24 protein-coding genes and 5 pseudogenes are annotated in these 25,467 nt (G+C 32.8%); 2 read left to right on the forward strand and 27 right to left on the reverse strand.

Translation table 11 applies throughout. From position 1 onward, the window contains the following. Positions 1-78: 78 nt before the first annotated feature. The 25 genes and pseudogenes from folE to C568_RS0117330 form a co-directional block, all read right to left on the reverse strand. Positions 79-666, reverse strand: coding sequence for a GTP cyclohydrolase I FolE (gene folE / locus C568_RS0117205; RefSeq protein WP_006097712.1), 588 nt, complete (start codon positions 664-666; stop codon positions 79-81). Positions 667-709: 43 nt separating this feature from the next. Beyond that, positions 710-1,426: a 7-carboxy-7-deazaguanine synthase QueE gene (queE, locus tag C568_RS0117210; protein WP_018767833.1), complete on the reverse strand. Its 717-nt coding sequence runs from the start codon at positions 1,424-1,426 to the stop codon at positions 710-712. Then, positions 1,419-1,910 carry a 6-carboxytetrahydropterin synthase QueD gene (gene queD, locus C568_RS0117215; protein ID WP_006097709.1) on the reverse strand — a complete coding sequence of 164 codons (492 nt, stop codon included), beginning with the start codon at positions 1,908-1,910 and terminating at the stop codon, positions 1,419-1,421. The genes queE and queD overlap by 8 nt, the downstream gene beginning before the upstream one ends. Next, the gene (gene queC, locus C568_RS0117220; protein WP_003203747.1) at positions 1,910-2,575 is read right to left on the reverse strand and encodes a 7-cyano-7-deazaguanine synthase QueC; all 666 of its coding nucleotides are present in this window, start codon (positions 2,573-2,575) and stop codon (positions 1,910-1,912) included. Before queC ends, queD begins: the two co-directional genes overlap by 1 nt. A gap of 12 nt (positions 2,576-2,587) precedes the next feature. Next, positions 2,588-3,376 (reverse strand): ABC transporter permease, encoded by a 789-nt coding sequence (locus C568_RS0117225; RefSeq protein ID WP_006097707.1) that lies wholly within the window; start codon positions 3,374-3,376, stop codon positions 2,588-2,590. Positions 3,377-3,378: 2 nt separating this feature from the next. Further along, a complete protein-coding gene (locus tag C568_RS0117230) occupies positions 3,379-4,170 on the reverse strand; it encodes an ABC transporter permease (protein WP_018782253.1) in 792 nt (263 codons plus the stop codon). Then, on the reverse strand, positions 4,167-5,165 hold the full coding sequence (locus tag C568_RS0117235; protein ID WP_018767830.1) for an ABC transporter ATP-binding protein: 999 nt from the start codon (positions 5,163-5,165) through the stop codon (positions 4,167-4,169). Before C568_RS0117235 ends, C568_RS0117230 begins: the two co-directional genes overlap by 4 nt. Before the next feature lie 17 nt (positions 5,166-5,182). Continuing rightward, on the reverse strand, positions 5,183-5,848 hold the full coding sequence (locus tag C568_RS0117240; RefSeq protein ID WP_003203739.1) for a PIG-L deacetylase family protein: 666 nt from the start codon (positions 5,846-5,848) through the stop codon (positions 5,183-5,185). Positions 5,849-6,011: 163 nt separating this feature from the next. Continuing rightward, positions 6,012-6,779 carry a class I SAM-dependent methyltransferase gene (locus C568_RS0117245; protein WP_018782254.1) on the reverse strand — a complete coding sequence of 256 codons (768 nt, stop codon included), beginning with the start codon at positions 6,777-6,779 and terminating at the stop codon, positions 6,012-6,014. Positions 6,780-6,790: 11 nt separating this feature from the next. Continuing rightward, positions 6,791-7,570, reverse strand: a complete 780-nt coding sequence (locus tag C568_RS0117250) for a glycosyltransferase family 2 protein (protein WP_018782255.1) — start codon at positions 7,568-7,570, stop codon at positions 6,791-6,793. Beyond that, the gene (locus tag C568_RS0117255; RefSeq protein ID WP_018782256.1) at positions 7,536-8,294 is read right to left on the reverse strand and encodes a DUF5591 domain-containing protein; all 759 of its coding nucleotides are present in this window, start codon (positions 8,292-8,294) and stop codon (positions 7,536-7,538) included. The genes C568_RS0117250 and C568_RS0117255 overlap by 35 nt, the downstream gene beginning before the upstream one ends. A 13-nt stretch (positions 8,295-8,307) precedes the next feature. Further along, positions 8,308-9,975, reverse strand: coding sequence for a carbamoyltransferase family protein (locus C568_RS0117260; protein WP_018782257.1), 1,668 nt, complete (start codon positions 9,973-9,975; stop codon positions 8,308-8,310). A 20-nt stretch (positions 9,976-9,995) separates the two neighbouring features. Next, the gene (locus C568_RS0117265) at positions 9,996-11,030 is read right to left on the reverse strand and encodes a bis-aminopropyl spermidine synthase family protein (RefSeq protein ID WP_018782258.1); all 1,035 of its coding nucleotides are present in this window, start codon (positions 11,028-11,030) and stop codon (positions 9,996-9,998) included. A gap of 612 nt (positions 11,031-11,642) precedes the next feature. After that, positions 11,643-11,783 (reverse strand): annotated as a pseudogene (locus tag C568_RS33175) (IS6 family transposase); the annotation flags it as partial. A 413-nt stretch (positions 11,784-12,196) separates the two neighbouring features. Next, entirely contained in the window at positions 12,197-13,366 is a 1,170-nt protein-coding gene (locus C568_RS0117275; protein WP_018782259.1) for a serine hydrolase domain-containing protein, read from the reverse strand. A 102-nt stretch (positions 13,367-13,468) separates the two neighbouring features. Beyond that, positions 13,469-13,588 (reverse strand): annotated as a pseudogene (locus C568_RS36490) (ABC transporter ATP-binding protein); the annotation flags it as partial. A gap of 845 nt (positions 13,589-14,433) precedes the next feature. Next, positions 14,434-14,712, reverse strand: coding sequence for a hypothetical protein (locus tag C568_RS34800; protein WP_018782260.1), 279 nt, complete (start codon positions 14,710-14,712; stop codon positions 14,434-14,436). A gap of 3 nt (positions 14,713-14,715) precedes the next feature. Beyond that, positions 14,716-14,868: pseudogene (locus C568_RS36300) on the reverse strand (hypothetical protein); the annotation flags it as partial. 4 nt (positions 14,869-14,872) lie between these two features. Continuing rightward, a pseudogene (locus tag C568_RS36495) lies at positions 14,873-15,292 on the reverse strand (cell wall-binding protein); the annotation flags it as partial. Positions 15,293-16,144: 852 nt separating this feature from the next. Next, a pseudogene (locus C568_RS33195) lies at positions 16,145-16,678 on the reverse strand (sensor histidine kinase); the annotation flags it as partial. A 448-nt stretch (positions 16,679-17,126) separates the two neighbouring features. Further along, on the reverse strand, positions 17,127-18,407 hold the full coding sequence (locus tag C568_RS0117305) for an L-cysteine desulfidase family protein (protein ID WP_018782264.1): 1,281 nt from the start codon (positions 18,405-18,407) through the stop codon (positions 17,127-17,129). A 62-nt stretch (positions 18,408-18,469) separates the two neighbouring features. Beyond that, positions 18,470-18,877: a PAS domain-containing protein gene (locus C568_RS0117315; protein WP_018782265.1), complete on the reverse strand. Its 408-nt coding sequence runs from the start codon at positions 18,875-18,877 to the stop codon at positions 18,470-18,472. A gap of 459 nt (positions 18,878-19,336) precedes the next feature. Beyond that, positions 19,337-20,329 (reverse strand): glucan-binding protein, encoded by a 993-nt coding sequence (locus C568_RS0117320; protein WP_018782266.1) that lies wholly within the window; start codon positions 20,327-20,329, stop codon positions 19,337-19,339. A 313-nt stretch (positions 20,330-20,642) separates the two neighbouring features. Continuing rightward, a complete protein-coding gene (locus tag C568_RS0117325; RefSeq protein ID WP_003203117.1) occupies positions 20,643-21,245 on the reverse strand; it encodes a DUF2812 domain-containing protein in 603 nt (200 codons plus the stop codon). 4 nt (positions 21,246-21,249) lie between these two features. Continuing rightward, positions 21,250-21,552 carry a PadR family transcriptional regulator gene (locus C568_RS0117330; protein WP_018782267.1) on the reverse strand — a complete coding sequence of 101 codons (303 nt, stop codon included), beginning with the start codon at positions 21,550-21,552 and terminating at the stop codon, positions 21,250-21,252. 299 nt (positions 21,553-21,851) lie between these two features. Here C568_RS0117330 and C568_RS0117335 point away from each other — a divergent pair, with 299 nt between their 5' ends. Together C568_RS0117335 and C568_RS0117340 are read left to right on the forward strand one after the other, a co-directional pair. Further along, positions 21,852-22,271, forward strand: coding sequence for a GNAT family N-acetyltransferase (locus C568_RS0117335; RefSeq protein ID WP_003210015.1), 420 nt, complete (start codon positions 21,852-21,854; stop codon positions 22,269-22,271). 447 nt (positions 22,272-22,718) lie between these two features. After that, positions 22,719-23,648, forward strand: a complete 930-nt coding sequence (locus C568_RS0117340; protein WP_018782268.1) for a GNAT family N-acetyltransferase — start codon at positions 22,719-22,721, stop codon at positions 23,646-23,648. Between the two features lie 162 nt (positions 23,649-23,810). Here C568_RS0117340 and C568_RS33200 read toward each other — a convergent pair whose 3' ends face one another. Beyond that, a complete protein-coding gene (locus tag C568_RS33200) occupies positions 23,811-24,014 on the reverse strand; it encodes an IS3 family transposase (protein WP_080548478.1) in 204 nt (67 codons plus the stop codon). Next, the gene (locus C568_RS0117345) at positions 23,980-24,489 is read right to left on the reverse strand and encodes a GNAT family N-acetyltransferase (protein ID WP_006095682.1); all 510 of its coding nucleotides are present in this window, start codon (positions 24,487-24,489) and stop codon (positions 23,980-23,982) included. Before C568_RS0117345 ends, C568_RS33200 begins: the two co-directional genes overlap by 35 nt. Positions 24,490-25,467 lie beyond the last annotated feature (978 nt).

The following is a 25,467-nucleotide window of genomic DNA, read 5'->3' on the forward strand; positions in this document are numbered from 1 at the left end:
TCTTTAATTAGATAAGAAAGAATAACGTCTTTTTTCATTTCAAGAGAATTTCTTTTTTAGCATAATAACGATGTAATTCTATCCCTCTATCAAATTTAAAGTTTCACTTCGAAGTGTATTATTATCTTTAAATATTCCTTTATATGACGAAGTTATAGTCATTGAACCAGGTTTTTTCACACCTCTCATTGTCATACACATATGCTCAGCTTCAATTACAACAATTACTCCTTTTGGCTCTAAAGTTTCAAAAATTACATTTGCTAATTCATTGGTTATTCTTTCCTGCAACTGTGGTCTTTTACATATGGTTTCTAAAGCTCTAGCTAATTTGCTTAACCCAGTTACTTTTCCATTATTAGGAATATAACCTATGTGGGCCCTTCCAAAAAAAGGTACCAAATGATGTTCACACATAGAATAGAACGGAATATCTTTAACTAATACCAATTCTTCATGATTTTCATTAAATATTTTTAACAAATGTTCAGAAGGGTTTTGACCTAAACCTTGAAAAACTTCCTTATACATTTTTGCTACTCGCTTTGGGGTTTCCAAAATACCTTCCCTATTAATATCTTCTCCAATTGCTTCAAGAATCATTTTTACTGCTACTTCAATTTTGTCAGTATCTATTTCTACACTTTGGATTGTTTTTAAGCTCATATATTATTTCCACCTTATTAATTTATTTATAAAATGCTCTTATTTATACGCCTCGTTTATTTCCCCATACTAAAGCATGAAGTTGAGGTAATACTTTCGCATCATTCATTTCTTTACACTGTACAGCTTTTTCAATCAACCGCTCATATTTCTGTAATAAGTTTTTAATAAGCGCTGCATCATCCACCGTTTTCGTATCATCGTTCCCAACTTGTAAGAAAAATGGTACTTGTGGATATCGCTTGTGCACCTTTACTGCATATTCAAAATCATAATCTTCAAATACGACTACTTTTAAACTAAAATCTTTTCTTTCTAATTTATGAATAACAGAATCTAGCATCGTAAAATCTGTTTTCATCTTCGAACTTGGTGGTTTAGGCGAAATGGTCACTTCATCAATTTGAAGTAACCATTCTTGCCACTTACTCCCTTGCGTCTCAATCGCTGTACGAATTCCATTCTCTTTTAATACAGTAAGAAGAAACTGAATATTTTTCAGCAAAACGGGATTCCCACCTGAAATTGTAACGTGAGAAAAATTTTCTCCACCAATTCCAACAAGTTCATTCCAAATTTCTTCTGGCGCCATTTGTCTAATTTGTTCTTTTGTTGAGCCATCCCATGTAAAGGCTGAATCGCACCAAGAACAGCTATAATCACAACCTGCTGTGCGAATGAACATCGTTTTTTGCCCGATAACCATTCCTTCTCCTTGAATGGTTGGACCAAATATCTCCAAAACAGGAATCTTACTCATCGAGTATCCACTCCCGTCTTACTTCTGCATAACTCGTTGGTGTTTCAAAGAGCCGTATGAATTCGACACGAGCTCCTTTATATTCTTCTGCTCGATTCCCTTTTGTTAATGCTTCCGCCATCTTTTCATAAATCCAGACGACCATATTTTCCGCAGTCGTATTCATCACTGGTAATGTTTCATTTAAATAGCGATGATCCAAATAAATCTCTATTTCGTTTTTCCAAATTTCTTTTATATCTCCAAAGTCAATTGCAAGTCCAATGTCATTTACATATCCACTAATACCAAATACAACTTTGTATGTATGACCATGTAAATTTTTACATTTCCCTTCATAACAGTGCAAATGGTGTGCTGCATCAAATGTAAATTCCTTGCTGACCATTACTCTTTTATTATGGTATTTTAATTGCTCACGCTGAATATCCTTGTCCATTTTTTGCAAATTTTCTACAATGCGAAATCCGAAAAAGTTTTCCATTATTCATTCCCTCCTTCGCGTTCTTGTAGATACGTATCTAAACCTGCTTTACGAAGTTGGCACGCTGGACATTCACCGCAACCATTACCAATGATTCCGTTATAACATGTTAAAGTTTTTTCTCTAACAAACTCGAATGCTCCAAGTTCATCTGCTATTTTCCATGTCTCTGCTTTATCAATCCACATAAGTGGTGTATGAATGACAAACGGATAATCCATTGATAAATTTAATGTAACGTTTAACGATTTCACAAACACATCACGGCAATCTGGATAACCACTAAAATCAGTTTCACATACACCTGTTACGATATGGTGTGCCCCAACTTGTTTTGCTAATACAGCAGCAAATGATAAGAATAGTAAATTTCGCCCATCTACAAATGTCGATGGTAATTCACCTTCTTCGTGTGTAATCTCCATATCTGTTCTTGTTAACGCATTTGGAGCTAGCTGATTTAGTAGGCTCATATCTAGCACTGTATGTTTAATGCCAAGCTCGTTCGCAATTTCCGCTGCACAATCAATTTCTAACTTATGACGTTGATTGTAGTTAAATGTTACAGCTTCCACCTCCGCAAACTGTTGCATTGCCCAAAATAAACATGTTGTGCTATCTTGCCCACCACTAAAAACAACTATTGCTTTATCATTAGAGTACATTTTATTCTCCCCTTAACTACTTGCACTGTTATAATATCTTAAGGCAAACTTCCAAAAATAAATTGAAATAATAAAAAATCCAATAGAATAACCCATTAACACGAATACATCGTTTAGTTCTAATCGACCAATTAAAGCATAAGTTGGAATATTACTAACAATAACAATAGGAAAAACAAATAAAAAAACAAATCGACTTATTCCTTTATATAAGGAAGATGGGTATCTAAGTAATGTCATAGTACCAAGAAATAACTCATGCATACCTTCAACTTTGGTTAACCATATAGATAAAGTCATTAAAATAAACCACAGAGAATACGAGAGTAAAATCCCTAAAAACAATAGACCCAAGAAAGAAAATCCATTTACAATACTAACACTCTCTCCCTTTTGTAATAATGCATAACTAATTAACAGTACGGCTGGTAAACAGTTCCCTAAGTTCCCTAAATCAAGCTTTCTTAATGAAACTAGAAACTGACTATTGATAGGTTTAAACAATATATGATCTAAACTTCCTTGGTTAACTAAACTCGGTATATACGGTAGATTATTAATAAAAAGAGTAAACATCAAAGATTTTATCAACTCACTTGTTCCAATTAGCAAATAAATATCATTTGTATTCCAACCATTAATATTACCAAAACTATCAAATATACTATTAAAAAATATTAATGTAACAATGAACCAAACAACGCTATCTAATATATTTAAAAAAAAGTTAACTCTATACATCATAATATTACTTAAATTAATTTTAAGAATTGCTTTTAACATTTTTAAATATCTAATCATATTTATGCACCAACAGATTCATATTTATTTAACCCCTTCTTCCAAAGTACTCTAATAAGGACATAGAAAACTAAAGACCATATCACTTGTAAAATTAATCCATTTACAATTTCAGTGCCACTTAAATTTCCTAAATATACATTTACCGGAAAGTGAATCAAGTATGAAAAAGGTAAAAACTGAGTTATTGTATTTAACGGGGCTGGTAAAAATTCAAGCGGAATAAGCGATCCAGATAATAATTCTAATACTATATCTACAGTAAAGAAAAAGGATGATATCTCTACAAAGTAAAATGAGAAGAGTGATATCAAATAATAAATCATATAATATAGTATTAATGCTCCTACTATTGAAAGAATGAACAGGAAAGTATATTTTAAAGTAGGCAAAAGGAAATAATCCCTGTTCAGGAATATTATCGGTATTATCGGTATCACTGACATCAGTACCTGAATAATTTTGTTTCCTAAATTATGACTAAACCAATATCCAAAATATGAAAATGGTTTTGTAAGATATTTTGATAACTCACCGGATTGTATTTCCTCATTTATCGACCAGTGCATTTCAGGAATTAGTAAAAGTTCAATTAACTTAGCAATTATTACATAAGTAATCATCATTTCAAGAGTATAGCCTTGAATATTGTTTTGTGTTTCAAAGAGAGAATGCCACAATAGTATTAAAGCCACAAGCGGTATTAAACCAAAAATCATATATAATACAACATTCATGCGATACTGAAAAACCGCTTGAAATGAAAGCATCATTGGTTTTAAATACTTCTTCATACTGTTATTTTCACTCCAGTCGATTCCATTGAATAAATATCTTCAATGAGGTCTTGTGATGACATTTCAGTCAAATTGTAGTCAATAACATTGAATTCTTTTAATATGCTAGATATGGTCTCGTTCACTAGCTTATCTTGAATTTTTATTGTTACACTAAATTTATCCGATTCTTTAACTTCTCCATATTTCTTAAGATCTTGAGAATTTATTTCATTCTCAAAGCTAAGAGATATATATTTATAACTCTTAATTTCTTCTTTTATTTTTTTGAAATTGTTATTAAAAACAACTTCTCCATTCTTCAATATTATTAATTCTTCACATAACTCATATATATCTGGGAAATAATGGCTAGTTATTATAACTGTTGTATTTCTTTCTTTGCAATAATTCTTGAGAAAATTTCTAATATTCTTTTGAGCAAGAAAATCCAATCCAATAGTCGGTTCATCTAAAAATAATATCTTAGGTGAGTGTAAGATTGAAGCAATTAACTCACATTTCATTCTCTCTCCTAACGATAGATTCCTTACTGGCGATTTAAGAATTTCTGATACCCCAAGATTTTCAGCTAATTCATCTACATTCTTTCTAAACTCTGTATCAGACAGTTCATATATTTCTTTATGTAATAAAAATGTTTCGTAAGGGGAAAGATCCCACCATAACTGATTTTTTTGGCCTAAAACAACGCCAATTGACTTTAAAAAATCTTTCTTCTTATTATGGGGGTTAAATCCATTTACCAAAATTCTCCCGGAAGTTGGTTTAATTAACCCAACCATTGCTTTCATTAAGGTAGACTTACCAGCACCATTCGCGCCAATAAGCCCTATTATTTTACCTTCTTTTATTTTGAATGACACATCACTTAAAGCAGTAACCTTGACCTTTTCTCTTTTAAATAAACTCTTGAAAGAGTTTATTAATCCTTCTTCAATTTTTACTCTTTCAAAAGTTTTTGATACATTTTCAATTTCAATGATATCCATCTTCTCTCTCCTTCTTACTACTTACTTACCACTCTAAAAACTTCTGCAAATTGCACTCCTGCCTGCATACCTCTATAAGAATTTAACCCCAAAACTCCATCAACCAAATTTAATGTTTTAAGTTGTGATTCGTATTTTTTAATTGATGCTTTTTTCAGTTCAATAAACCTGGTAATATCTTTTACAACCTGATAGTTTTTCATGGGAGTCCATACTTCATACTGTAAACACATCCTTATATAAGGAGCACAATCCTCTTTTAAGAACCCTGATTGACACAGGAATATTGCTTCTGATACAACTTCATTTACTATTCGATGATCCCTATCACTTTCCATATCATGGGGGAAATAAATAAAATTAGGCTTATATAGAGAGATTTCGTGAATAATTTCTTCCACAAAATCTAAAGAATACACAAGTGATCTGTCTGGTTTCTTTAAAAATTTAACATTTTCTTTTTCTATCCCTAATGTATTACAAGCTTTTATACATTCGTTCTCTCTATTTGAAACAATTTCATTTAAATCCCCTACACCTCCAGATAAATCTCCTTTTGTAATTATTATTACTTTTATATGTTCACCCTTACTAATAGCTTGAGCAATTGTTCCACCACAGCCAATGACTTCATCGTCATGGTGTGGCGCTATAACTAAATGTTTTTTTACTATATCCTTCATTCAGCATCACCTTTATTGAACAGGTAAATCATTTACCTATTATTTTAATTAAAAATTATTTACTCTGGAGTCCCTATACTAACTGGATACATTTTATTTCCACTAGAAAAATATACTTTTTTAAGAGCGTCTATTCGCACTGTATATCATTAAAATTCTACCCTTACTTCCTACATTCATACACCATAAATTCACTATTCCTCCCAAAAGGATTTTTATTGTAATCACCATAAAAATTTTTTATATTGAATCCTTCTATTTCTAAGAGATACTGCATTTCGGATGGTAAAGTATATTTTGCAAGAAATCTAAATTCTTTTTTACTTAAGAAATTATCTGCTATGTCATAAACCTCAAAATAACAAGTGGTTTCAATTATTTGCTTATAATGATCTGCTTTTACGACATCCCATGATTTAACTTTATAATTTTTAAAATTCTCCCCTTTAATAGGACTATTTCCTCCATCACTCACTCTCTTAGAATAAGGAAGAATAGTTGGAGGTGTAATAATATCGAAAACAAAAATCCCGCCTTCTTTTAATAGTAATTTAATATTTCTAAGAACTAATTTTTGTTGTGACGATGTAAGTAAATATTCAAATACACCACCAGACATAAATATAAAATCAAATTTTCTTTCAGACTTAAAATCTGTAGCAGAAGAAACCTTAAATTCTATTTTATCCTTAATATTTGGCATCTCATCTAGCTTCTTACTAGCTTTTTCAATCATTCCTGCTGATATATCAACACTAGTTACATTAGCGCCTTTTTCAGCAAGAATAAAAGATAATCTACCAGTACCGCACCCCAAATCTAAAACTTCATCATTTGGTTTTACCAAACCACTGTAAAAATCAAAAATACCATCAGGTTCTGGGATGATAATGTCGTATAATTCGGAAATTTCATCGTATTGTTGCTGCATTGTTTTCCTCCTTAATGTATTTCTTTTTCATATCCCCTATAAAAGGCAATCTGCCAAAATATGAGATAGAAAGCAGTTAAATAATCGTATTTTTTCTTGATATACTTATATGAGTTAATAATCGACCTTAATTTATTTTTAGGTTCATAATAACCATTTTTTTGTTGTAAAACCCCACGTGCATGACCTATCCCATAATTAAATGAACTTTTCAAATCTTGCTTAATGCTTAACTCTGGATGAATAATTCTTGCATTATCATCATATAAAATCTTAAGACTTGCAGATTTAACTCTAATATCAAAATCATAATCCTCTGTCCAAGATAAATTCTCATCAAAATAATATCCATTTACCTTCGCTAAGATTCCTTTATTAAATGCCAATGGAGGTGAATATGCATTTTTTTTGCAAGTATGTATATGTCTTGCACGTGCAATGATTTTTCCAATTTTGCTGTTAAATGAAAACATCACTCTTCCTTTAGCTAAAGATCCTGCATCTAATAATTTATATAACTTATTGATGGTACCTGGCATAAAAACACAATCTGAATCCATAATTAACACATTATCTTTACTAGAAATTTCAATTCCATAATTATATGCTTTTGCTAAATTAGGTGTAGGTAATTCGCCAATTACTGCATCGCTAGAATAGGCGATTTTTTTTACTTCTTCGGTTGCACCATTTAAAACAACGACAACCTCTACATTTTCATCAATACTCTTTAAACACTTTTCTAATCTAATATCGTTATAAGCTGGTATTACAATCGATAGATTCAACATATCTACTCACCTTATTTAAACAATTATCCATACTACTCAGAACTTCATCTAAACAATAAAATTCCCCTGAATCCTTTAACTCGACTAATTTATCTTTATTATTTCTATATGTTTCTATATCTGGGGTTAAAAGAAAAGTAATTCCTAATTCCTTACAAATATCTTTAATTGCAGGAGCCATTGAATATTTTTTTACCGGTACACCATATTGTACTACTACATCGTATGAATTTGATTCTAGGTATCTCCTAATTCTTTGTATCAATACATCCCTATATTCTTTCATCAATTCTTCGTAAATTACTGGATCCTCAATATCTTCCATCCAATCGTATGCACAAAAAGTAGGGTTCATTTGGTATTCATATGGTATAACTCCCGCATTTGATAGAATAATTGGATGAACCATAGGGTATTTATTTGTAACTTGTCTAATTTTTTTACCAATATATGAAAAGTCATATGGTTTAGCCCAAGTACAAACTTGTAAAAAAGCAATTCTTTTCCCCTGAGGCTTTTCGTAATAATCCCCACAAAAATATTCCTGCCATGTATTGAACTCTTCATGCTGAATATACTTTGAGCAAGCTCCTCGTTTAAAAATTGTTTCCTCTTTTATTAAATCTAATAGTATATATTCTGGGTAGTTAGGATAACTTTTTTTATTAAGTAACAAATCCTCTATCATTCCATCTTTTAGATTAGAATAATTTCTATTTCTCAAAATCTCTCCTCCTTTATTTAATAATCAAAAATGAACCTAATAAAAGGGCATCCACCTCTGATCCATAAAATGACCTAATAGCATCACTTGGGTTACAAATAATTGGTTCTTTTCCTACATTAAACGATGTATTCATAACTGCAGGAATTCCTGTTTTCTGGTAAAAGTTGCGGATTGTTTCATAATAATCAGAATTCATACCCCTCGTAACTACTTGAGCCCTTGTTGATCCATCAACATGAACAATTGCTGGAACTAAATGATGTACCTCTTTTTTAACAGTAGAATTTAACAGCATATAAGGGTTATTTATTTTTTCTTCTAATACTACAGAAGCGTTTTCATCTATGATGCTAGGAGCCAATGGTCTCCATTGCTCTCTTTTCTTAATAGTATTTACTTTATTTAACATATCCCTCCTCTGAGGGCTAGCTATTATGCTTCTATTTCCTAAAGCTCTAGGGCCGAATTCCATCTTTCCAGAAAATCTTCCTATTACCTTATTTTGAATTAATAACTCGGAGCATTTATCATATTTGTTAGAGCCTAATTCTATATATGATAGATTATATTTTTTTAATATATTTAAGATACTAGAATCAGGAAATTCCGGACCAGAATATACATGATCTTCAGTGAACTTAGGCGTTATACCATTTTCGGCAAGAAACCATGAAGCTGCTCCAATACTTACCCCACTATCTGAAGCACCTGGTTGAATGTACAAACTATCCACTTCTGGTAAATCAGCTATCATTCTATTCGCTATACAATTTAATGCTACTCCTCCCGAAAGACACAAATTATCTATTCCAGTTAGATTAATAGCTTTTTTTACAAGCTTAACAATTGCTCTTTCCAAGGCTGCCTGACCTGAGGCTGCAATATTTTTATATCCCATTACCGATGAATTCATTAATAGTATTGAATCTATTGGATTATATTCATACTTAATATAATTAGGAGCAATCTTTGTTATACTATTAATAACTTTCATCCAATCTTTTAATACCAAAAAATATTTACCATTCATACTAACTGTATTTTTATTTGGTTTCAAAGGGTTTTCCAGTATATCAGGAAATTCAAATATTTCTTCCCCATATGAAGATAGGCCCATTAACTTCCCTTCATTATGCCTCCCTAAACCTGAAAATACAGTTAATGCTTCATAAAAAATACCTAAAGAATGTTCCAGCGGGTATTTTTCTAGTACTTCTATTTTATTACCTTTTCCTTTTGCTATCGTTATTGACTCTTCTTCTCCACTCCCATCAATAACTATTAGGGTAGCTTCATTGAATCCCGAACTAAAAAACGCACCAGAAGCATGTGCCAAATGATGAGAACACATATGAATTTGGGGATCTTTATCTCTCTTAAAAATTCCCTTCGGAAAAACCTTTTCAAGACAATCTTCTTTGTTAAGCTTCTTTGAATACTTCTCAAAATATAATTGCTCTACATCCCAACCCATAACAATATGATCTACTTCATTTGGAGTAATTTCAGCTTCCTTTAAACAATAAGCTATTGAATTATATGGAATTTTATCTAATGCCTTTTTTTGACGAATAAATCTTTCTTCTTCAGCTGCAGCTATTAATTTACCATTATAAAATAAACACGCACTTGCATCATGAATATCAAAGTCCCACCCATTGACTCCTAAAACATACATTATTTTACCTCGCAGTTATTTTATATTTTTCTTCTAATCTCATAATATTCTTGCGGAAAGAGGGTTGGTTTATCTATTAATCGTACAAAAACTAACATATCTGTTTGAATATGCAAATTATGATATGTATCTTTAGAAAAACCAATGCCATCTAAGTCCTTTTTTATTAATTCTTCATCAATGTAAGGCTCTTCAGCCACTTTATAAGAACTTAAATCGTGAATAATTTCTTTTAAATAAAAACCTAAAGATGTCAAAAAATTCTGCAAATAAACCACCCTATTACCTAATCTTTTAACACTTATATTTAAAAAAATTAAATCACCCTTTTGACCTTTTAATAATTCATTAGCTCTATTTAACCACAAATCTAACCCTCTACCATCATCTATAGGGTCACAATGTATTGCATCATACTTATTCCTTAAATCTTCCATAACTTCATTTCTAACATCAAAATTATAAAACTTAATATCATCGTTTGTATATTTCAAATATTCAATCAACTCTTCGTCAATATCTCCTACATCTATTTCTCTGTTTTTATATTGTTTAAGGGCTAAACTTGTATAATCATCATCTCCACAAAAAAAGATATTTTTATTAGACGATAACTCTTGATTTATTATTTCAGCTCTCCTCAACGAACTATCCCAAGTAGCTTTAAATTGAGCATATTTTTTTTTGTTTATTTTATTCTCATATCCTGTATTACGAAGAGGGGTTGGTTCATATAAAATACTACTTGTTAACTCTTGTGAAAACCTTATTTTATTTTCTATAATTCCAACTAAATTTCTTTCTTTTAATACTTTTAATAATCTTAAAGCCAAACTTAAAGTCCCAGTTATTTTGACTAGATCATCTAAAGTATCTACAGTATTAATGGACTTCCAAATTATAAATTCGAATTGTTTTTCACTAATTTCATACCATTTTTTCCAAAAATTCAAAAGTACCCCTCTGTTTTTTAATTTTGGTACTTTATCTAACTCTTCTTCATAGTCTAATTCAATAAATCTTTCATATAATAAAATAATCTTATTTTCTTTCATTCTGTATACCCTACCTTAAAAAAAGTTACATATACAGTTAAACTGCATATGTAACCTCCTTATTTTAAAACTTAACCTAATGTCTTGCCTGCACGAATTAGTAAATCCTCTTCATCTAATTCAAGATCTTCAAGCTCTAACATTTCTTCATGAATATATTCCTTTTCCATTTCACATTCCCCCCTTATATAGATAATTGTGTAATTCAAATATTTGCAACAGAGCTGCACCACCAATACTACCATAAAAATAGAATTTTCTGATTAATAAAAAATTTATATTTGTGGATAAAATTCATTCAGAAAATTAAGTAAATTTTTTCCTGATAAAACAATACCAGGAATAATTATGGGTATTTTTATTATCATAATTTATATATTAAGATTTTTTAAAAAACCTAGTATAGAGCCCTTTTTTAGAAATTTTTGTTGATTTTTTTATTTATAAATTTTTCGAAAAATATTTATTTTTGGGATTATTAGGGGGTTTTTTGCTAACAAATACCAGTGAATTATCATAAAAATAGAATGAAATGGAGGCGTTATTATGGGTTCTGGTGCAAATATATGAAGAAGAACGCGGATAATAGTAGATTCCTAGTGAAATCGTATTTTATGCTATAAGTCCAAACACTTGGTGGATGAACTCTTTTTGATTTTGGATAGACTGATTCCGTAAATCAATCTGTCCCTTTTTTATCATATGCATGGCTTCAACACCACTCAATATAGAAGTTGCAGTTTTAAATGACTCTATTATTTTTTAAACAACTTTATTATTCGTGAACACGTATTTTTTTTCACTTTAAGAAGATTTCTTTTTGTTAGCTTGATAGCGATGTGGCGGTACCCCATGCCAATCAAACTAAAGCGAAATTGTATCCATAATACGAAAAACACCTCCATTAAAATCATAACTGATACTTACGATTTAGAGAGGTGTTTTTTATTGTCTCTTTCTCAGGGGGCACTCCAATAGGAGCGGATGACGTATTTTTTCATTTTAGGGAAGATTTTGTTTTATTAGCTTAATAGCATTGAAGTGCCACCGTAATTCCAAAAACCCAAAAAATTATTTTTGAGAGTAAGTTGGGGGTTTTTGAACCAGAAAGGTATATTTTCAACTATAAAAACTATGAAAAAATTCATCCTGTTTTCCTTTTTTGCCTACTTGCTAAATTCAGCAAGTAAAATATTTTTAAAAGGGGCAGGACTGTTAGCTTTACCCATGCTGTTTAAATTGACGACCAACGTATGCTTGCCTCCAATTGTACCTCCAGCAAAAGTAAGAAACCCTGGAATGCTACCTCCGTGTCCCCATATCGAGACACCGTTTGGAAGCTTAGTTTCAAAGATTCCAAGACCACATTCTCCTAATTCAGCTATTTCTGTAGGAACTGTAGTAAGCATTTGTTTTAGTTGCTGTTCCTTCAGTAATTTGCCACTGAGTAAGTAAGAGAAGAATTTGTTTAAGTCGTCAGCAGTAGAAATCATCTCTCCAGCCGAGCTACCCATACTTGGGTTATAATAAGTAACGTCTTTTAGCTCACTTGCTCCGTCTGGTTGGAAATATCCACGGGCATGCTTGGTGCCTGGAATAACGATTGAATTGCCAGGTAGGAATGTATTCGACAATTCAAGTGGTTCAACAATCCGATTTTCAATCTCTTCCGCATAGCTGTTTCCAGTTACTTTTTCAATAAGGATACCCAGTAATACGTATCCTGTATTTGAATAAGACCAGCCCTTTCCTGGGGCAAAGTCTGGGGGCAGAGAAATCCCCATCTTTACTAATTCCTCAGCCGTATACGATTTTTTTGTATCCATAAGATCAAAGTCTTTTGATCTTGAGTATTCAGCGATACCACTTGTATGGTTCAATATCTGCCGGATAGTAATCTGTTTATCATCATATCCGTTTCCTTGAATGACACCAGGCAACCATTTTTCGATGGAGTCGTCTAGATTCAAGCGGTTCTCTTCAGCTAATTGAAGTAGAACTGTTGCAATGAACGTCTTCGTCACGCTGCCAATGCGAAAGCGAAAATCTGTTTTCATTGGTTTCTTGGTTCTCAGATCCGCTATCCCAGCGGCATAACTCCACGTTTTTCCACCCTCGGAAGTTTTAGCAAGTATCCCCGGGAATCCAAGTTGCAATGTATCCCGCATTGCTTGTTTGACGGAATTACGATCTCGTTGAGTGCTTGTTTGTAACGAACTAGATACATTTTGAGTGGACTCTGCTTTTACAATTGAGGTTGGCGTTGTGTATAACAGGGAACTTCCAGCTATTAAAAGGGCCAAACTTGCACATGTAATTTGACTACGTGTTTTCATAAGGAATTCCTCTCCTCTATTCATATTGGATAGGTGGTTGCTTGCTGTTTCACACTAACCACACAGCTATCATCTCCACCAATGACAAAAGGTCAACATTGAATTTGTAATCATCTTCATAATGATTATTTTTACAAACGCTATTCTGTCCTAACAAACGGTAAATCCCTCTTTTTTTACATGTATGTTAACCCCAGAAATTACTTCTTTTCCTTGAAACACTCTTGTTAACTGGTTTGTTTTTCATATATAAGTCATATCTGTTCCGCCTTTCATGCTTCTTTATATTTTGATCATACACAATGAAAATCTCTTTTTCCTTATCTATTCCTTACAAATCCCTTACGTTCAAAATAGCTTCTATAATGGGGTAGAAGGAGTATCTGTGCCTGAAAGTTCAAAGTATTTTCCAATAAATATATGAATCAAAAAGAAACACAGAAGTTTTTCACTTCTATGTTTCTTTTTTTCGTCCTTTAAATATTAAAGATTTGGTTTACTCTTAACAGGGTGAATTCCGGCTCTTTTCTAATGTAATTTTTCTTCTTGCGATACAACATAAATGACATTGTGCTGCATGAAACACTCCTAACGTTGTTAAAATCACTTGTTTCTAAGTGGGGTCACTATATCACGGAGTTTATAATGATATGTAAATGTAAACTAATATTCAAAAGTTCACTTTCATTTATGGTATTAAAAAAGATCCTAATTAAGGATCTTTTTTTGTCTATTATAAATTATTTAATTATAAAGTTTAAAATCCCTATAATTATACATGCAATTCCGGCTAAAAATTGTCCTATTCCAGTGATTTTGTCTAAAAATGTTTCATATTTTTTAGTACTATATATACCCCATAATACTAAGAGTACTCCAAAAAGTATAAATGATAGTTTTAAAATCATCTTATAATTACCTCTGCCTATTATATTTTTTCTATGTATGTATTTCTTATACCTTTATTATTACATTGAAATAATAGTTGTACTATCTAATAACCTTACATAAAGATGACAGTTTTGTAAGATTTCTTTCATAAGTAAAAAATAAACTTTTTGGTATTATTAACGTCTGTGTCCCTTGTCATCAAACGTCCATGTTTTACCATCTATTTGAACAGTGGTATTTTGGTGAATTGATCCATCCTCTTTAGCATAATACCTAAAATATCCATATTGACCATGATGCGTTTCATAATCACCATTGAACCATCCTATCTTGGCTGCTCCAGAATCATCGAAGCGATACCATTTACCATCTATTTCTTGCCACCCTGTCTGCTTTACGCCTTTATCATCGCAATGGTATATCTTACCATTTGGTTTTTCAAACCCTGTCATCATAGCTTGTCCGTCATTATTAAAATAATATCTTTTTCCTTCAATGGTTTCATGACCATCTAAAGTATAGTGTATGCCATCTTTAAAGCGGTATTTTTTTCCGTCAATTTCCTTCCAACCAGAATAGGAATCCCCTTCTTCTAAGCTGTAATATACGATTGCAGCCTGCTTCTGTAATCTGAAGTTGCTGCCCCGATCTTAAGTTGTGAATCTCACTTTTCCCATTTGGATAGAGAACTTTAATCGATTTAGTAAAATTCTCATCATCTTTCGTATGATGCACAGAAATATTAAATTCCCCCGATTTAAAGTTAGGAGCTCTGTAAGATACATTCTCTGCATATGGACCCGCGTAATTAGTTAGGTCAGCACCCCCCCACCTCTTCGCCAACTGCTTCATAAATATCTTTCGCTGCTCCTAATGAAGTAATAGTCACGTCCAGCACTTAGCTATAAACCCTACACTTATTTTTGCGCTTGCCTGGTTCTCTGCAACAGGAGCTACAGAAAAAAGAATACCTAATGCCGCTGTGGCAGGAATCACTTTTTTTCCAAATCCACTTATTTTAAATGTTTTTTTCATTTTTGTTTTCCTTCCTTAGTAAGATTTAGATTTCTTAAACACAATACTGTAAAATAATAAGCACCGAGAAATTATCATAACGTCTTTTTGTCTTTTCATTCATCACGTTGTTCTTCACTCTTTTTTTATACCTTTTATTACCGACTTATCTAAAATAGGTGCCGGGAAATTCATTTTATTTTAAATATTTTTCATCTCCCTTTCATAAAGGTTACAAAAGTCTTGCAACGGTTGTGTTATATTACGCAAACTGTAATAAATAGAAATATTAAACATTAATAAGTGGGAGAAAATATAATAAATTAGAAGTATTTATGGAGAAGAACAACATAAAAACCCCGCTTTTTTTAAGAGGATCAGGACATCTGAGCGCGTTTGAGAGCTTTTTCTGCCACATGCGAGGGTTAAAACAAAGAAAGAACTTGAGTTCAAGTCATCTCTTCTTCTGCATATCAAAAACTTATATGTAAAAAAATGAAAATGGATTTATATAGGTAAGAGGTAACAAAATAACATAACAATATAATAATATATAAAACAAAAATTTTATTCATTACACTAAAAATGACATGGAATATGAATTCCATGTCATTTTTCAAAGTGATTTCGAAAATAAGGGGGAAAGGGATTGCTCAAGCTTATTTTTCTAGCACATCTGAGCCAATTAATTTTAAATCCTATGTTTTAATTGCACTTGTTGAGGTAAATGAAACTATAAAACATAAGATTATACTGTACATTGCTTATACTTTTTACTTCTGAGTTAAAATAAAATCAACTTTGCTTTATTCATCTTATTATATATCCCTTTCAATTTGCTTTCATAAATGTTACAAAAGTCTTGCAATCATCTTATTTCTTTGCTGATGTAACGGGAAGAGTAAACCAAAATTCACTCCCCTGTTTAGCGCCTGAACGATCTCGTACACCAATTTCGCCTTTGTGCATTTCAATTAATGATTGTGCAATGGCTAATCCAAGTCCAGATCCCCCAGATTGTGAGCTTCTTGATGAATCTGTTCTAAAAAAGCGTTCAAATATGCGCAGTTGATCACTATAAACAATGCCTTCTCCTTCATCACGTACAATGAATTGAACGTGATGCTTCTACTTATTTTCCTCTACAATTAACTCAATCGTTCCAGACACTGGAGAATATCGAATTGCATTATGTAACAAATTACTGATAACCCGTGCTATCTTACAAGGCATAATCCAGAGCTTAGGCAATGTATCAGAAACTTGGAATTGCAAATAGATCTGTTTTTCTTCTAATAAAATAGAATGTGAATCTAGTACTTCTAATAGAATACGATCCATATGTGTGAAACTTGGATAAAAATCTTCTTGTCCAAGTTCTAACTTAGAAAGATCAATACGTGTATTCGATTTGATACGCGAGATATAATAGGGGTCACCATATCACTATCAACTTAAGAGATTTTAATAACTATAAGTACAAAAAACGGTATCCTGTCTAATAATCTAGCTTGCTTAGAAAGAATAACGTTTTTACTTTTTAGGATCGTGAATATTCTTAAGTTGATGGGCATGGTATTGTGACCCCTAAAGAGGAATCCGGTTTGCTCAAACTTTATGTCAAAGCTACATTTAGATAAACATAAAACCGTAGAAATGATTAATTTCTACGGTTTTTATTGCATTAATTTAAAATTCTTTCGTAGTGGCCCCTCATACCAGCTGCTACTCCACCGATGGATTGGTCGGATAATACAATTTCAAATGAAATATTTGCTGTATGATTATGGTTTATTCAGTAGGATGTACATGGACTCTACTGATTATTAATAACATCCACAGTGATACATCACTACTATTTTCTTTTATTAATCATCATCTCTAGCATGATCTTATCCATATTCGATGAACCTTCATTTCCTAATCGGCAAAAGTTCTCAATTGTTTTATCAACATCTGCTTCGATAAATCCATCTGTAGCAGAGATACACATTCCTTGTGAGGCTAACAGTGCAGATTGTACAGCTGCACTTGAACAAGTTGCAACCTTCATCGCACATCCTGCTTTTGCTCCGTCACAAATCATCCCTGTCACATTTCCAAGTGTATTTTGGATTGCATACTTTATCTTTTCAATATCTCCACCTAATAAATACGTAATAGCAGCCGATGCACTTGCACCAGCAACTGTTACACCACAAAGTGCAGACAAACGTCCAAACTGATTTTTAATGTAAATCGCTAATAAATGACTTAACGTAACAGCACGAATTAGCTCTTCTTCCGAAGCATTTAATTTCTCACCTGCGGCTACTACAGGCATCGTTACGGCAATCCCTTGATTACCACTTCCTGAGTTAGCCATTACTGGCATTGTCGAACCGGCCATACGTGCATCTGAACCAGCAGCTGCTAATGCCATCGCATGAGTTGTTAAATCATCTGATAAAATTCCTTTCAATACATTTGCCTTTAATGTTTTTCCAACTTGTAAGCCATATTCATTCGACAAACCATCTAATGCCACATTACGATTCAGTTCAATACTCTTTTTTACAAGTACCAATTCCTTTACATCTACAGTCGTAACAAATTCATATAGTTCTGGAATCGTTAGTTCATCACGTTCTTCTTCAGAAGTGGAAAAGTGTGTATTTCCACATCCATTCTTATAAACAAGCTCCCCGTTCGCTTCTACTAATGCGATAAATGTGTGATTATCCTGAATAATAGCCCTTGCATATCCCTCGTCTGTCGTAAACTTCACTTCAATGTATAGCTTTTTAGACGTATCTGCTAATTCTACAGACACTTTCCCCGCTTCTACTAAAGAGATTGCTTGTTCTTCATCTTCTTCTGAGATTCCGGCTAACACTTCTAAATCTTTTTTGCTATCTCCTGCTAACACCCCTAAAGCAGCAACAAAGTCAATTCCAGTAGCCTTCATTCCTGGTATACCAACCGCCATTGCATTTTTAATGACATTTGTACTTGCAAGTACTTCAATTGACTGTATGTCGCCCTTCATATAATCTCTTGCAGTAGCTGCGGCTAACGCAATCGACACTGGCTCTGTACACCCTAAAGCAACGACTAATTCTTTCTCTAACACACGTAATATACTATTCTTGTTCACAAATTGCCCCCCTATCTTTCAACCACCCATCATGTGAAATGATGAATAAGTTTTCACAAAAATTAATTGTTTTCATCTTTAATCTTCTGTAAATAACGGTATATAGTTGGCTCAGATGTTTTTAACATTTTCGCCACATCAGCATTTACACATAGAATCCCCACTAACTCTTTCTTATCATTCTTAATGAAAAAGCTAGAGGAGCGAAAGACCTTTCCATCCTTATTTACTGCTTTGTAATTAGCGATAAAATCACGCGTTAAATATGTTTTTTCTTGAAGTACCTTTAACACTAAGTTTGTAGGTGCGTCCCCGATCTTACGACCAGTTATATGCCCGTTCTCAATAGCAATGACAGAGCTTTCCGGCCTTGATAAATCGTGCAATACGACTTCACAATTTCTTCCCATTACCTTCCATAGAAATGTAACGAACGGATAGTATTGCTGTAATAATGTTTCGTTCTTCATCCTTCATTACTCCTATACTTCCTGTATTAAATTGTAATAATAAACTATCATTATAATTTATTATTACAATTTAATAGTATCACAATATGTAAGCGCTCACACAAAAAAACGAACCCTTTTAATATTTTTTTCTTTCCCTAGATATTCGCATTGCAAGCAAGCCTTTAAGGGGTACTGAAACGATTCAAGGAATGAGGGGCATTCTGGAAAATAAATATAAAACAAAGGGGTTAATTTTAAAATTCAACGTTTATATCCAAATTTTATTTATAAAGGGGTCTCGCCACATCCATCAACTTAAGAAGATTTACTACCCATTATTGTTAAAAACATTATTCCTTCTAGATTAATAAGAAGGGATAACACCCAAAAAGACACCCTCTCAGGTGTCTTTTCTCATTATAGAAATATCTTAAAATAGATATCTGGTGTCATATATTCAATTTAAAAGGCCTTTTGTTATATCATAACGCCATTATCGGCAAATTGATACCATTTTCCATTGATATTCTTCCATCCAGTAGCCATATATCCATAGTTATCAAAGTAATACCAGTTACCTTCAATTTTTCTCCAATCCGTAGCCATAGAACCATCTTCTATGAAATAACGCCATACTGCATCAGCATCGGATTTACCAAAACTTATCCATCCTGTAGACATAACCCCTTCATAACCAAAGTAATATGTCTTTTCATTAATAGTTTTTAACTTTAAAGACATCCGTCCATCTTCATCTAAGTAATACCAATTCCCTTTATCTTGTATCCAGCCAGTTTTCATCGTGCCATCTTCATTTAGATAGTACCAATTATCTTTATCTTGTACCCAGCCTGTTTGCATCTTTCCAGCAACAAAGTAATACCAGCTTCCTTTGTACTGTAACCAGCCATTATAGCTAATACCCTCGTTATTAAAGTAGTACCACTCATTCTTAATTAAATTCCACCCAGTTGCCATGGATCCATCTTCAAAATAATAGCTAGCAGTGCGGTATTCTCCTATCCAACCTGTTTGCATTCTCCCATTACTATATCCACTTAAAAAATATGTTTTACCATTATATTCAAGATGACCTGTGTGTAGATTTCCGCCTTGGAGAACGTAATACCAACCTCCTTCATATTGAACCCATCCTTCATTAGTATGCAGTGCACCGTCTGCTTCTAATAAGTAAAATCTATTATTTCCATCTTCAATAGGACCCGTTTGCATTTTTCCGCTTGCATCAAAATAATACCATTTTCCTCCATCTTGTAGCCAACCTATTTTCTTCATACCTTTTTGATCATAGAAATACCATGTATCTCCCTCTTTTACCCAACCACTTTTTTGCATTGTCTGTTCTGCCTTTGCAGTGGTCTGTTTCACATTATCTTGTTTTTCAGCATGTGATACCGCAGGAACTACAAGCATTGCAGACATTAAAACTGGTAAAATAGCTTTCTTCATTTTCCATATACTCCAAATAATGAATAATTTTAGTCTTTATTTCCATAAACAGAATTATATTATGATATTTAAATATAATCAATATTTTTTGTAACAAAAATGAAATATTTTTTATCTAATCGAAATAAAATATATTATATATTAATTTTATTCATTTTTTTGTTACATTATTTTTAAACTTATTCTAAATGTACAGATGAAAAAGCATCACTAAAAGTGGACAATACACTTTTGATGATGCCTGGGTTAAAAAACATTTCAGAAACCGGATATTGCATAAACGCTTCCTTATGTAACATTCATATGTTTCAATTTAAGTTAATTCTTTCTTTTTCTTATTATATTGTGAATAGGAATACAAGAAGAAAAGGAATGCAATGATAAAAATCCAAGGTGATAAAAAGCGAAGCATAGCAAATGGAGTTTCAAATAAAAAAGTACTCCAAAACGCTGTCCCTTCCTTTTCCCATAATCCCTCTGTTAAATAGCTCACTTTAGGATTGAATAAACGAATAAATGACGGACCGTTAAATAACACAATTGTGTACATAAAAGACATCATCGCACACGTAAACGAATAGTTCGATAATCGCTTGTAAAAAGCGACTCGGGACGTTTGATCAGAGAACATTTCATCACGCCCATCCTCTTCCTTTTGCCAATAGTGCATGCTACCGAAGCGACTACCATAAACATGCTCCCAGCCAAAGTCTTCATGTATTGCAACGTATTCATCGTATTTTTCCTTGCTCATATAATCTTGATAGTCAAGGCGCATTACTTTTTTGATATTTGTTTTTTTAAATGTATATACCCCAAACGGATTGACACTGGTACATGTATAGCCTTGAGCAAGCATATCGTTTAACCAAAATTGTTCGTTTAAAACATTTGTAAATAACTTAAATTTCTTCATCGAACTACCTCATTTCATAGAGTGATAATACATGTTGCAACCTTCTTTTTTCGATTCCTAAAATTTCTTCTCCAGTATGTGTAATCTGGTATATTTTACGTCTTCCTGTTTCACCTGTTACCGGTTCGATCCAACCTTGTTTACTCAAATTTTCGATTGCACCATAAAGAGTGCCAGCTGCTAAAATTACATTCCCTTGACTCATTCGTTCTATTTTTTGCATAATTGCATAGCCATGTAACGGCTCTCGTAACGCTAATAAGATATAATGCATCGTTTCGGATAACGGCAGTAATCTATGCTTCATTCATTCACCTCCTAGTATTAAGTCCAACTATACAGTTTAACTTAATACTTATTATATACAGTTCAACTATACATTTCAACTGAATAGTTGAACTACACAAAAAACATACACTGATTTTACTAAGTGTATGTTATAACTAGAATTCTTAATTACAGAATGGGGTAGCGTCAGGTTTATGCGGATTTACAACGTTAAGCGGAAAACCTAACGGGGCAGGTTAAGTTGGTAAGTAAGAGGATTAGATAAAACTGTGTCGAATATACTTTATTTGGTGAAATTGAAGTCTTGGAGGATACATTTTGAAGAAATATGAGATTAAAAATAACATTCCAACATTGGAAGAATACAAATATTTGTGTGACTCTGTGGGATGGACTAATTATATGAATTTTGAAGTGGTGGAAACATCTCTTCAAAATTCTATTCACTGCATCACAGTCAATGATAATGATCAAATTGTGGGTATGGGGAGAATTGTTGGCGATGGGGCTATCTATTTCTATATTCAAGATATAGTGGTTCATCCAGATTATCAAAAGAATGGTATTGGAAAGGAAATAATGAATATTTTGGTTGAATACTTAAATCGGAATGCCCCAGATAAAGCGTTTATTGGTTTGTTTGCATCACAAGGTAAAAAATCATTCTATGAAAAATATGATTTTAAAGATTACTCACCCAACATGACGGGGATGTTTACTGTAATTTCAAAAAAATAGACATAATAAATTTAAAATTTTAGAAGAAGACATTAATCAACATAAAAGCCATTATTCTTCTAGTAGGGGTCACTATATCATTTCGGGAAAATTGTACGTTAATTAGAGTATTATGAAGAGAGGATTGTTCGTTCAATATAGAGACGAATATCCTCTCTTTTTATAGATGTTAGAAATATAAACAGTAGCTTACATATTTAGTCTAGTTCGTTTATTATGTAGCTACAACGCCGTCTCAAGAAGTTGGGAGGTGGGAACAAGCAATTACGTAAGCAATTAAAGGCTGCTTACGCAGATATTTATAAGCATATATAACTCACTCTTAGGGGCTAGTTTAGTATAGCTTCTTAAACTATTGAAGTAGCCCAGTTGAAAAATTAAACCAGTTCAGATATGGTAATATAAGGGTTAAAGGTACCCAACGATAAGTTTAAAGGGGACGTCTAAATGTCAACGATAAGGATCGAGAAAGCATCTATTACGGATGCTGAAAAGTTAACAGAAATTAAGAAAAGAACTTTTGATGAAGAAGCAAAAAAATGGCTTCCAAATCAAGAGAATATAATTGACTATAATATTCAGCCACCAGGGTACTCTTCAATTGAAATGACTAAGTATATGATTAAGGAGTTAAATTACTTCAAGGTTATATACAACAAAACAATTGTGGGTGGAATTATTGTCACGATTTCCGGTAAGTCTTTCGGAAGAATAGACCGTATTTTTGTAGACCCTGACTCTCAAGGTAAAGGCATAGGCTCAAAGGTCATAGATTTGATAGAAAAAGAGTTTCCGAATGTGCGAGCCTGGGATCTTGAAACATCTAGTAGACAGCTAAACAATCACTACTTTTATGAAAAAATGGGATATCAAGCAACCTTTAAAACCGAAGATGAATATTGTTATATAAAGAGAATAGAAACCCCATTAGGGATAGAAAAATCAGTTGAAAATGAGGACATTTCAGGTACTCAATATGAAAACTGTAGTATGGCTAAAACGGAGTGTTATCAAGTAACTTTAGAGGGTAGTTCTTTTAGCAATAGTAACTTGATGAGCAGCCACATTAATAATTGTAATCTTAGTCATTCAAAGTTCCACAATATAAATTTTAGAAATACATTGTTTGCCGATCTAAATTTTTCTAATAGTGAAATGGCTTTGGTGACTTTAGATGGGGTTCGTTTCGTTGATACAAGTCTTGGAGATGAAGGTAATCCAATCACATTTGAAAGGTGTGACCTTAAAGGTAGTAAAATAAATAATAGTAACCTTAGGAACGTGGAAATACAGCAGAGTGATATAACGGGTATGAAAATAAATAACATTCCTGTGGAAGACCTTCTCGAACTATACTATCATGTGAATAAAAAGTAAACAATCAGTGCTTCCCTTCAAAATTGGCTCTTTTAAATAATGGATTCATTTTTGAATGATGACCTCTAAATCAAAGGAGCTTACATATTAGATATGTCTAATATGTAAGCTCCTTTATTTTTCAAGTATTCTCAGAATTTAGGTTGGTATGTCAACACGAAACTAGACAATTTTTTTAAGGTGTTCCTGCCTGTACTGAACAGGGCTCAAATAGCCTAGTGTGCCCTGGATTCTAACATTGTTAAACCAGTTTACGTAGTCGTTCAATTCTAAAATCAATTCTTCTAAACTTGCGAAATGACGATCACGAACGAACTCTGTTTTAAGAAGATTAATTGTTATTTTTATAGTAGAAGATGGTAGCAGCTAATTCACCATTCTCAGATTTCGCATAGTTAGGAATCCGCCCAGCTTGAATATAACCTAATGAAGTATATAGTTTATTGGAAGGGTCTCCTTCTCTTGTATCAAGAACTAATAATGACCTATCCTTCTGTTTTGCTATTTCTTCAGCCCTTTGCATAAGTAAACGACCAATACCATTACGTCGATAATTGGGGTGTGTCATTAATTTTGCGATTTCAGCTCTATGGCTTCCATTCTGCTTCGTCGATAATTGTAACTGTACACTTCCAACAATTTGATTGTTTGATTTAGCAACAAATAAAATCACTTCGGGGCTAAGAACGGTTTCCCAGTACTTCTCTGCATCTACTTTTCCCATTGGTGGTAAAAATCCAATTGAAGCCCCATCTTCTACGACCTTTATTAAAAGTTCTGAAAGCTCATTAAGATGTTCTTCAATTAAAAATAATTGTTCAATTTTCACATCAATATCCAAGACAATCACCTCCATTTTAAATTAGCAGCTTAATAAAAATCAGGTGCATATGTGTTGCCTATCTAATTTCATAAAATAACCATTCGGATATTTCTCCTCCCTATAACCAATTTTCAATATTATTTTTTTATTCATACGAATAGGTAAGAGTTTGAAGTTATCGCTCCCTTTTCCCCCCGTTAGCACCGTACGTGCAACTTTCATCACATACGGCGCCCCAACTAATCCAAATTTATTTGCTCATTGACACTTCTGATACTGTGTATCTTCAGAGCCTCAATTCTTCCGTATTAATAAGTCGGTGCCTTTCGCAAAAGGTGAACCTCTATTAGTCTCACAAAAACCTTATTAATCGATAAAGACTTGCCTTGCATGAACAAATAATCCTTCATTAGTCTAGTGGCTATCCCTCCATGTGGATTGGACATTTCATCGATACTGTGCCACCACTTTCACTGATATAAAGAGAAGTTATACATTCACTAATCTCACAAATGCTTTCCAACTCAACGCTTCAAAGGGAGTAAGCCCTCCACGTTATCAGCTTACAACGTTGAATTATATCTATTATAGAACAAACGTAGGTGCTTCCTGTGAGCCTGTTAATCTTCATACGCCTGTAACGTATCATGGATTTTCATATTAGCTAGTTTTACTCATCCACTACTAACTTCCCACAAGGTGAGATACACATTTCTATGTATTGCAGGTCTAGACCCGTACATTCGAAAGTTCGTCAGAAACTCCATTTCTTATTGTAAGGTGCATTGCATTCTCACCATATTTGTTCAACTCAAGCATCATAATTTACACCGCCCCCTCGGGTAAGGTTTTCGTCAGCCGATACTGTTACGGTAAATTCTCACGCCTATTTGCCGAGCTTATAACACGAAACTTCTTACTCAATGTCGTGCTATTCGACGCAGAGAGAGCCTTTCAAGGCGTTACCCTATCATTCGACTCTTCGATATAATCCTT

It is taken from the genome of Bacillus sp. 95MFCvi2.1 (assembly GCF_000374965.1).
Lineage (GTDB): Bacteria > Bacillota > Bacilli > Bacillales > Bacillaceae_G > Bacillus_A > Bacillus_A pseudomycoides.

Coding starts and splice junctions, on each gene's coding strand:
- C568_RS34800 (WP_018782260.1), bottom strand. CDS start 14,712: ATGATGACAGGGTTTGAAAAACCAAATGGTAAGATATACCATTGCGAT.
- C568_RS0117265 (WP_018782258.1), bottom strand. CDS start 11,030: ATGAAAGAAAATAAGATTATTTTATTATATGAAAGATTTATTGAATTA.
- C568_RS0117330 (WP_018782267.1), bottom strand. CDS start 21,552: ATGAAGCATAGATTACTGCCGTTATCCGAAACGATGCATTATATCTTA.
- C568_RS0117260 (WP_018782257.1), bottom strand. CDS start 9,975: ATGTATGTTTTAGGAGTCAATGGGTGGGACTTTGATATTCATGATGCA.
- C568_RS0117275 (WP_018782259.1), bottom strand. CDS start 13,366: ATGAAAACACGTAGTCAAATTACATGTGCAAGTTTGGCCCTTTTAATA.
- C568_RS0117325 (WP_003203117.1), bottom strand. CDS start 21,245: ATGAAGAAATTTAAGTTATTTACAAATGTTTTAAACGAACAATTTTGG.
- C568_RS0117340 (WP_018782268.1), top strand. CDS start 22,719: ATGTCAACGATAAGGATCGAGAAAGCATCTATTACGGATGCTGAAAAG.
- C568_RS0117235 (WP_018767830.1), bottom strand. CDS start 5,165: ATGGATATCATTGAAATTGAAAATGTATCAAAAACTTTTGAAAGAGTA.
- C568_RS0117315 (WP_018782265.1), bottom strand. CDS start 18,877: ATGAAGAACGAAACATTATTACAGCAATACTATCCGTTCGTTACATTT.
- C568_RS0117230 (WP_018782253.1), bottom strand. CDS start 4,170: ATGAAGAAGTATTTAAAACCAATGATGCTTTCATTTCAAGCGGTTTTT.
- queE (WP_018767833.1), bottom strand. CDS start 1,426: ATGAGTAAGATTCCTGTTTTGGAGATATTTGGTCCAACCATTCAAGGA.
- queC (WP_003203747.1), bottom strand. CDS start 2,575: ATGTACTCTAATGATAAAGCAATAGTTGTTTTTAGTGGTGGGCAAGAT.
- C568_RS0117245 (WP_018782254.1), bottom strand. CDS start 6,779: ATGCAGCAACAATACGATGAAATTTCCGAATTATACGACATTATCATC.
- C568_RS0117320 (WP_018782266.1), bottom strand. CDS start 20,329: ATGAAGAAAGCTATTTTACCAGTTTTAATGTCTGCAATGCTTGTAGTT.
- C568_RS0117250 (WP_018782255.1), bottom strand. CDS start 7,570: ATGTTGAATCTATCGATTGTAATACCAGCTTATAACGATATTAGATTA.
- queD (WP_006097709.1), bottom strand. CDS start 1,910: ATGGAAAACTTTTTCGGATTTCGCATTGTAGAAAATTTGCAAAAAATG.
- folE (WP_006097712.1), bottom strand. CDS start 666: ATGAGCTTAAAAACAATCCAAAGTGTAGAAATAGATACTGACAAAATT.
- C568_RS0117240 (WP_003203739.1), bottom strand. CDS start 5,848: ATGAAGGATATAGTAAAAAAACATTTAGTTATAGCGCCACACCATGAC.
- C568_RS0117225 (WP_006097707.1), bottom strand. CDS start 3,376: ATGATTAGATATTTAAAAATGTTAAAAGCAATTCTTAAAATTAATTTA.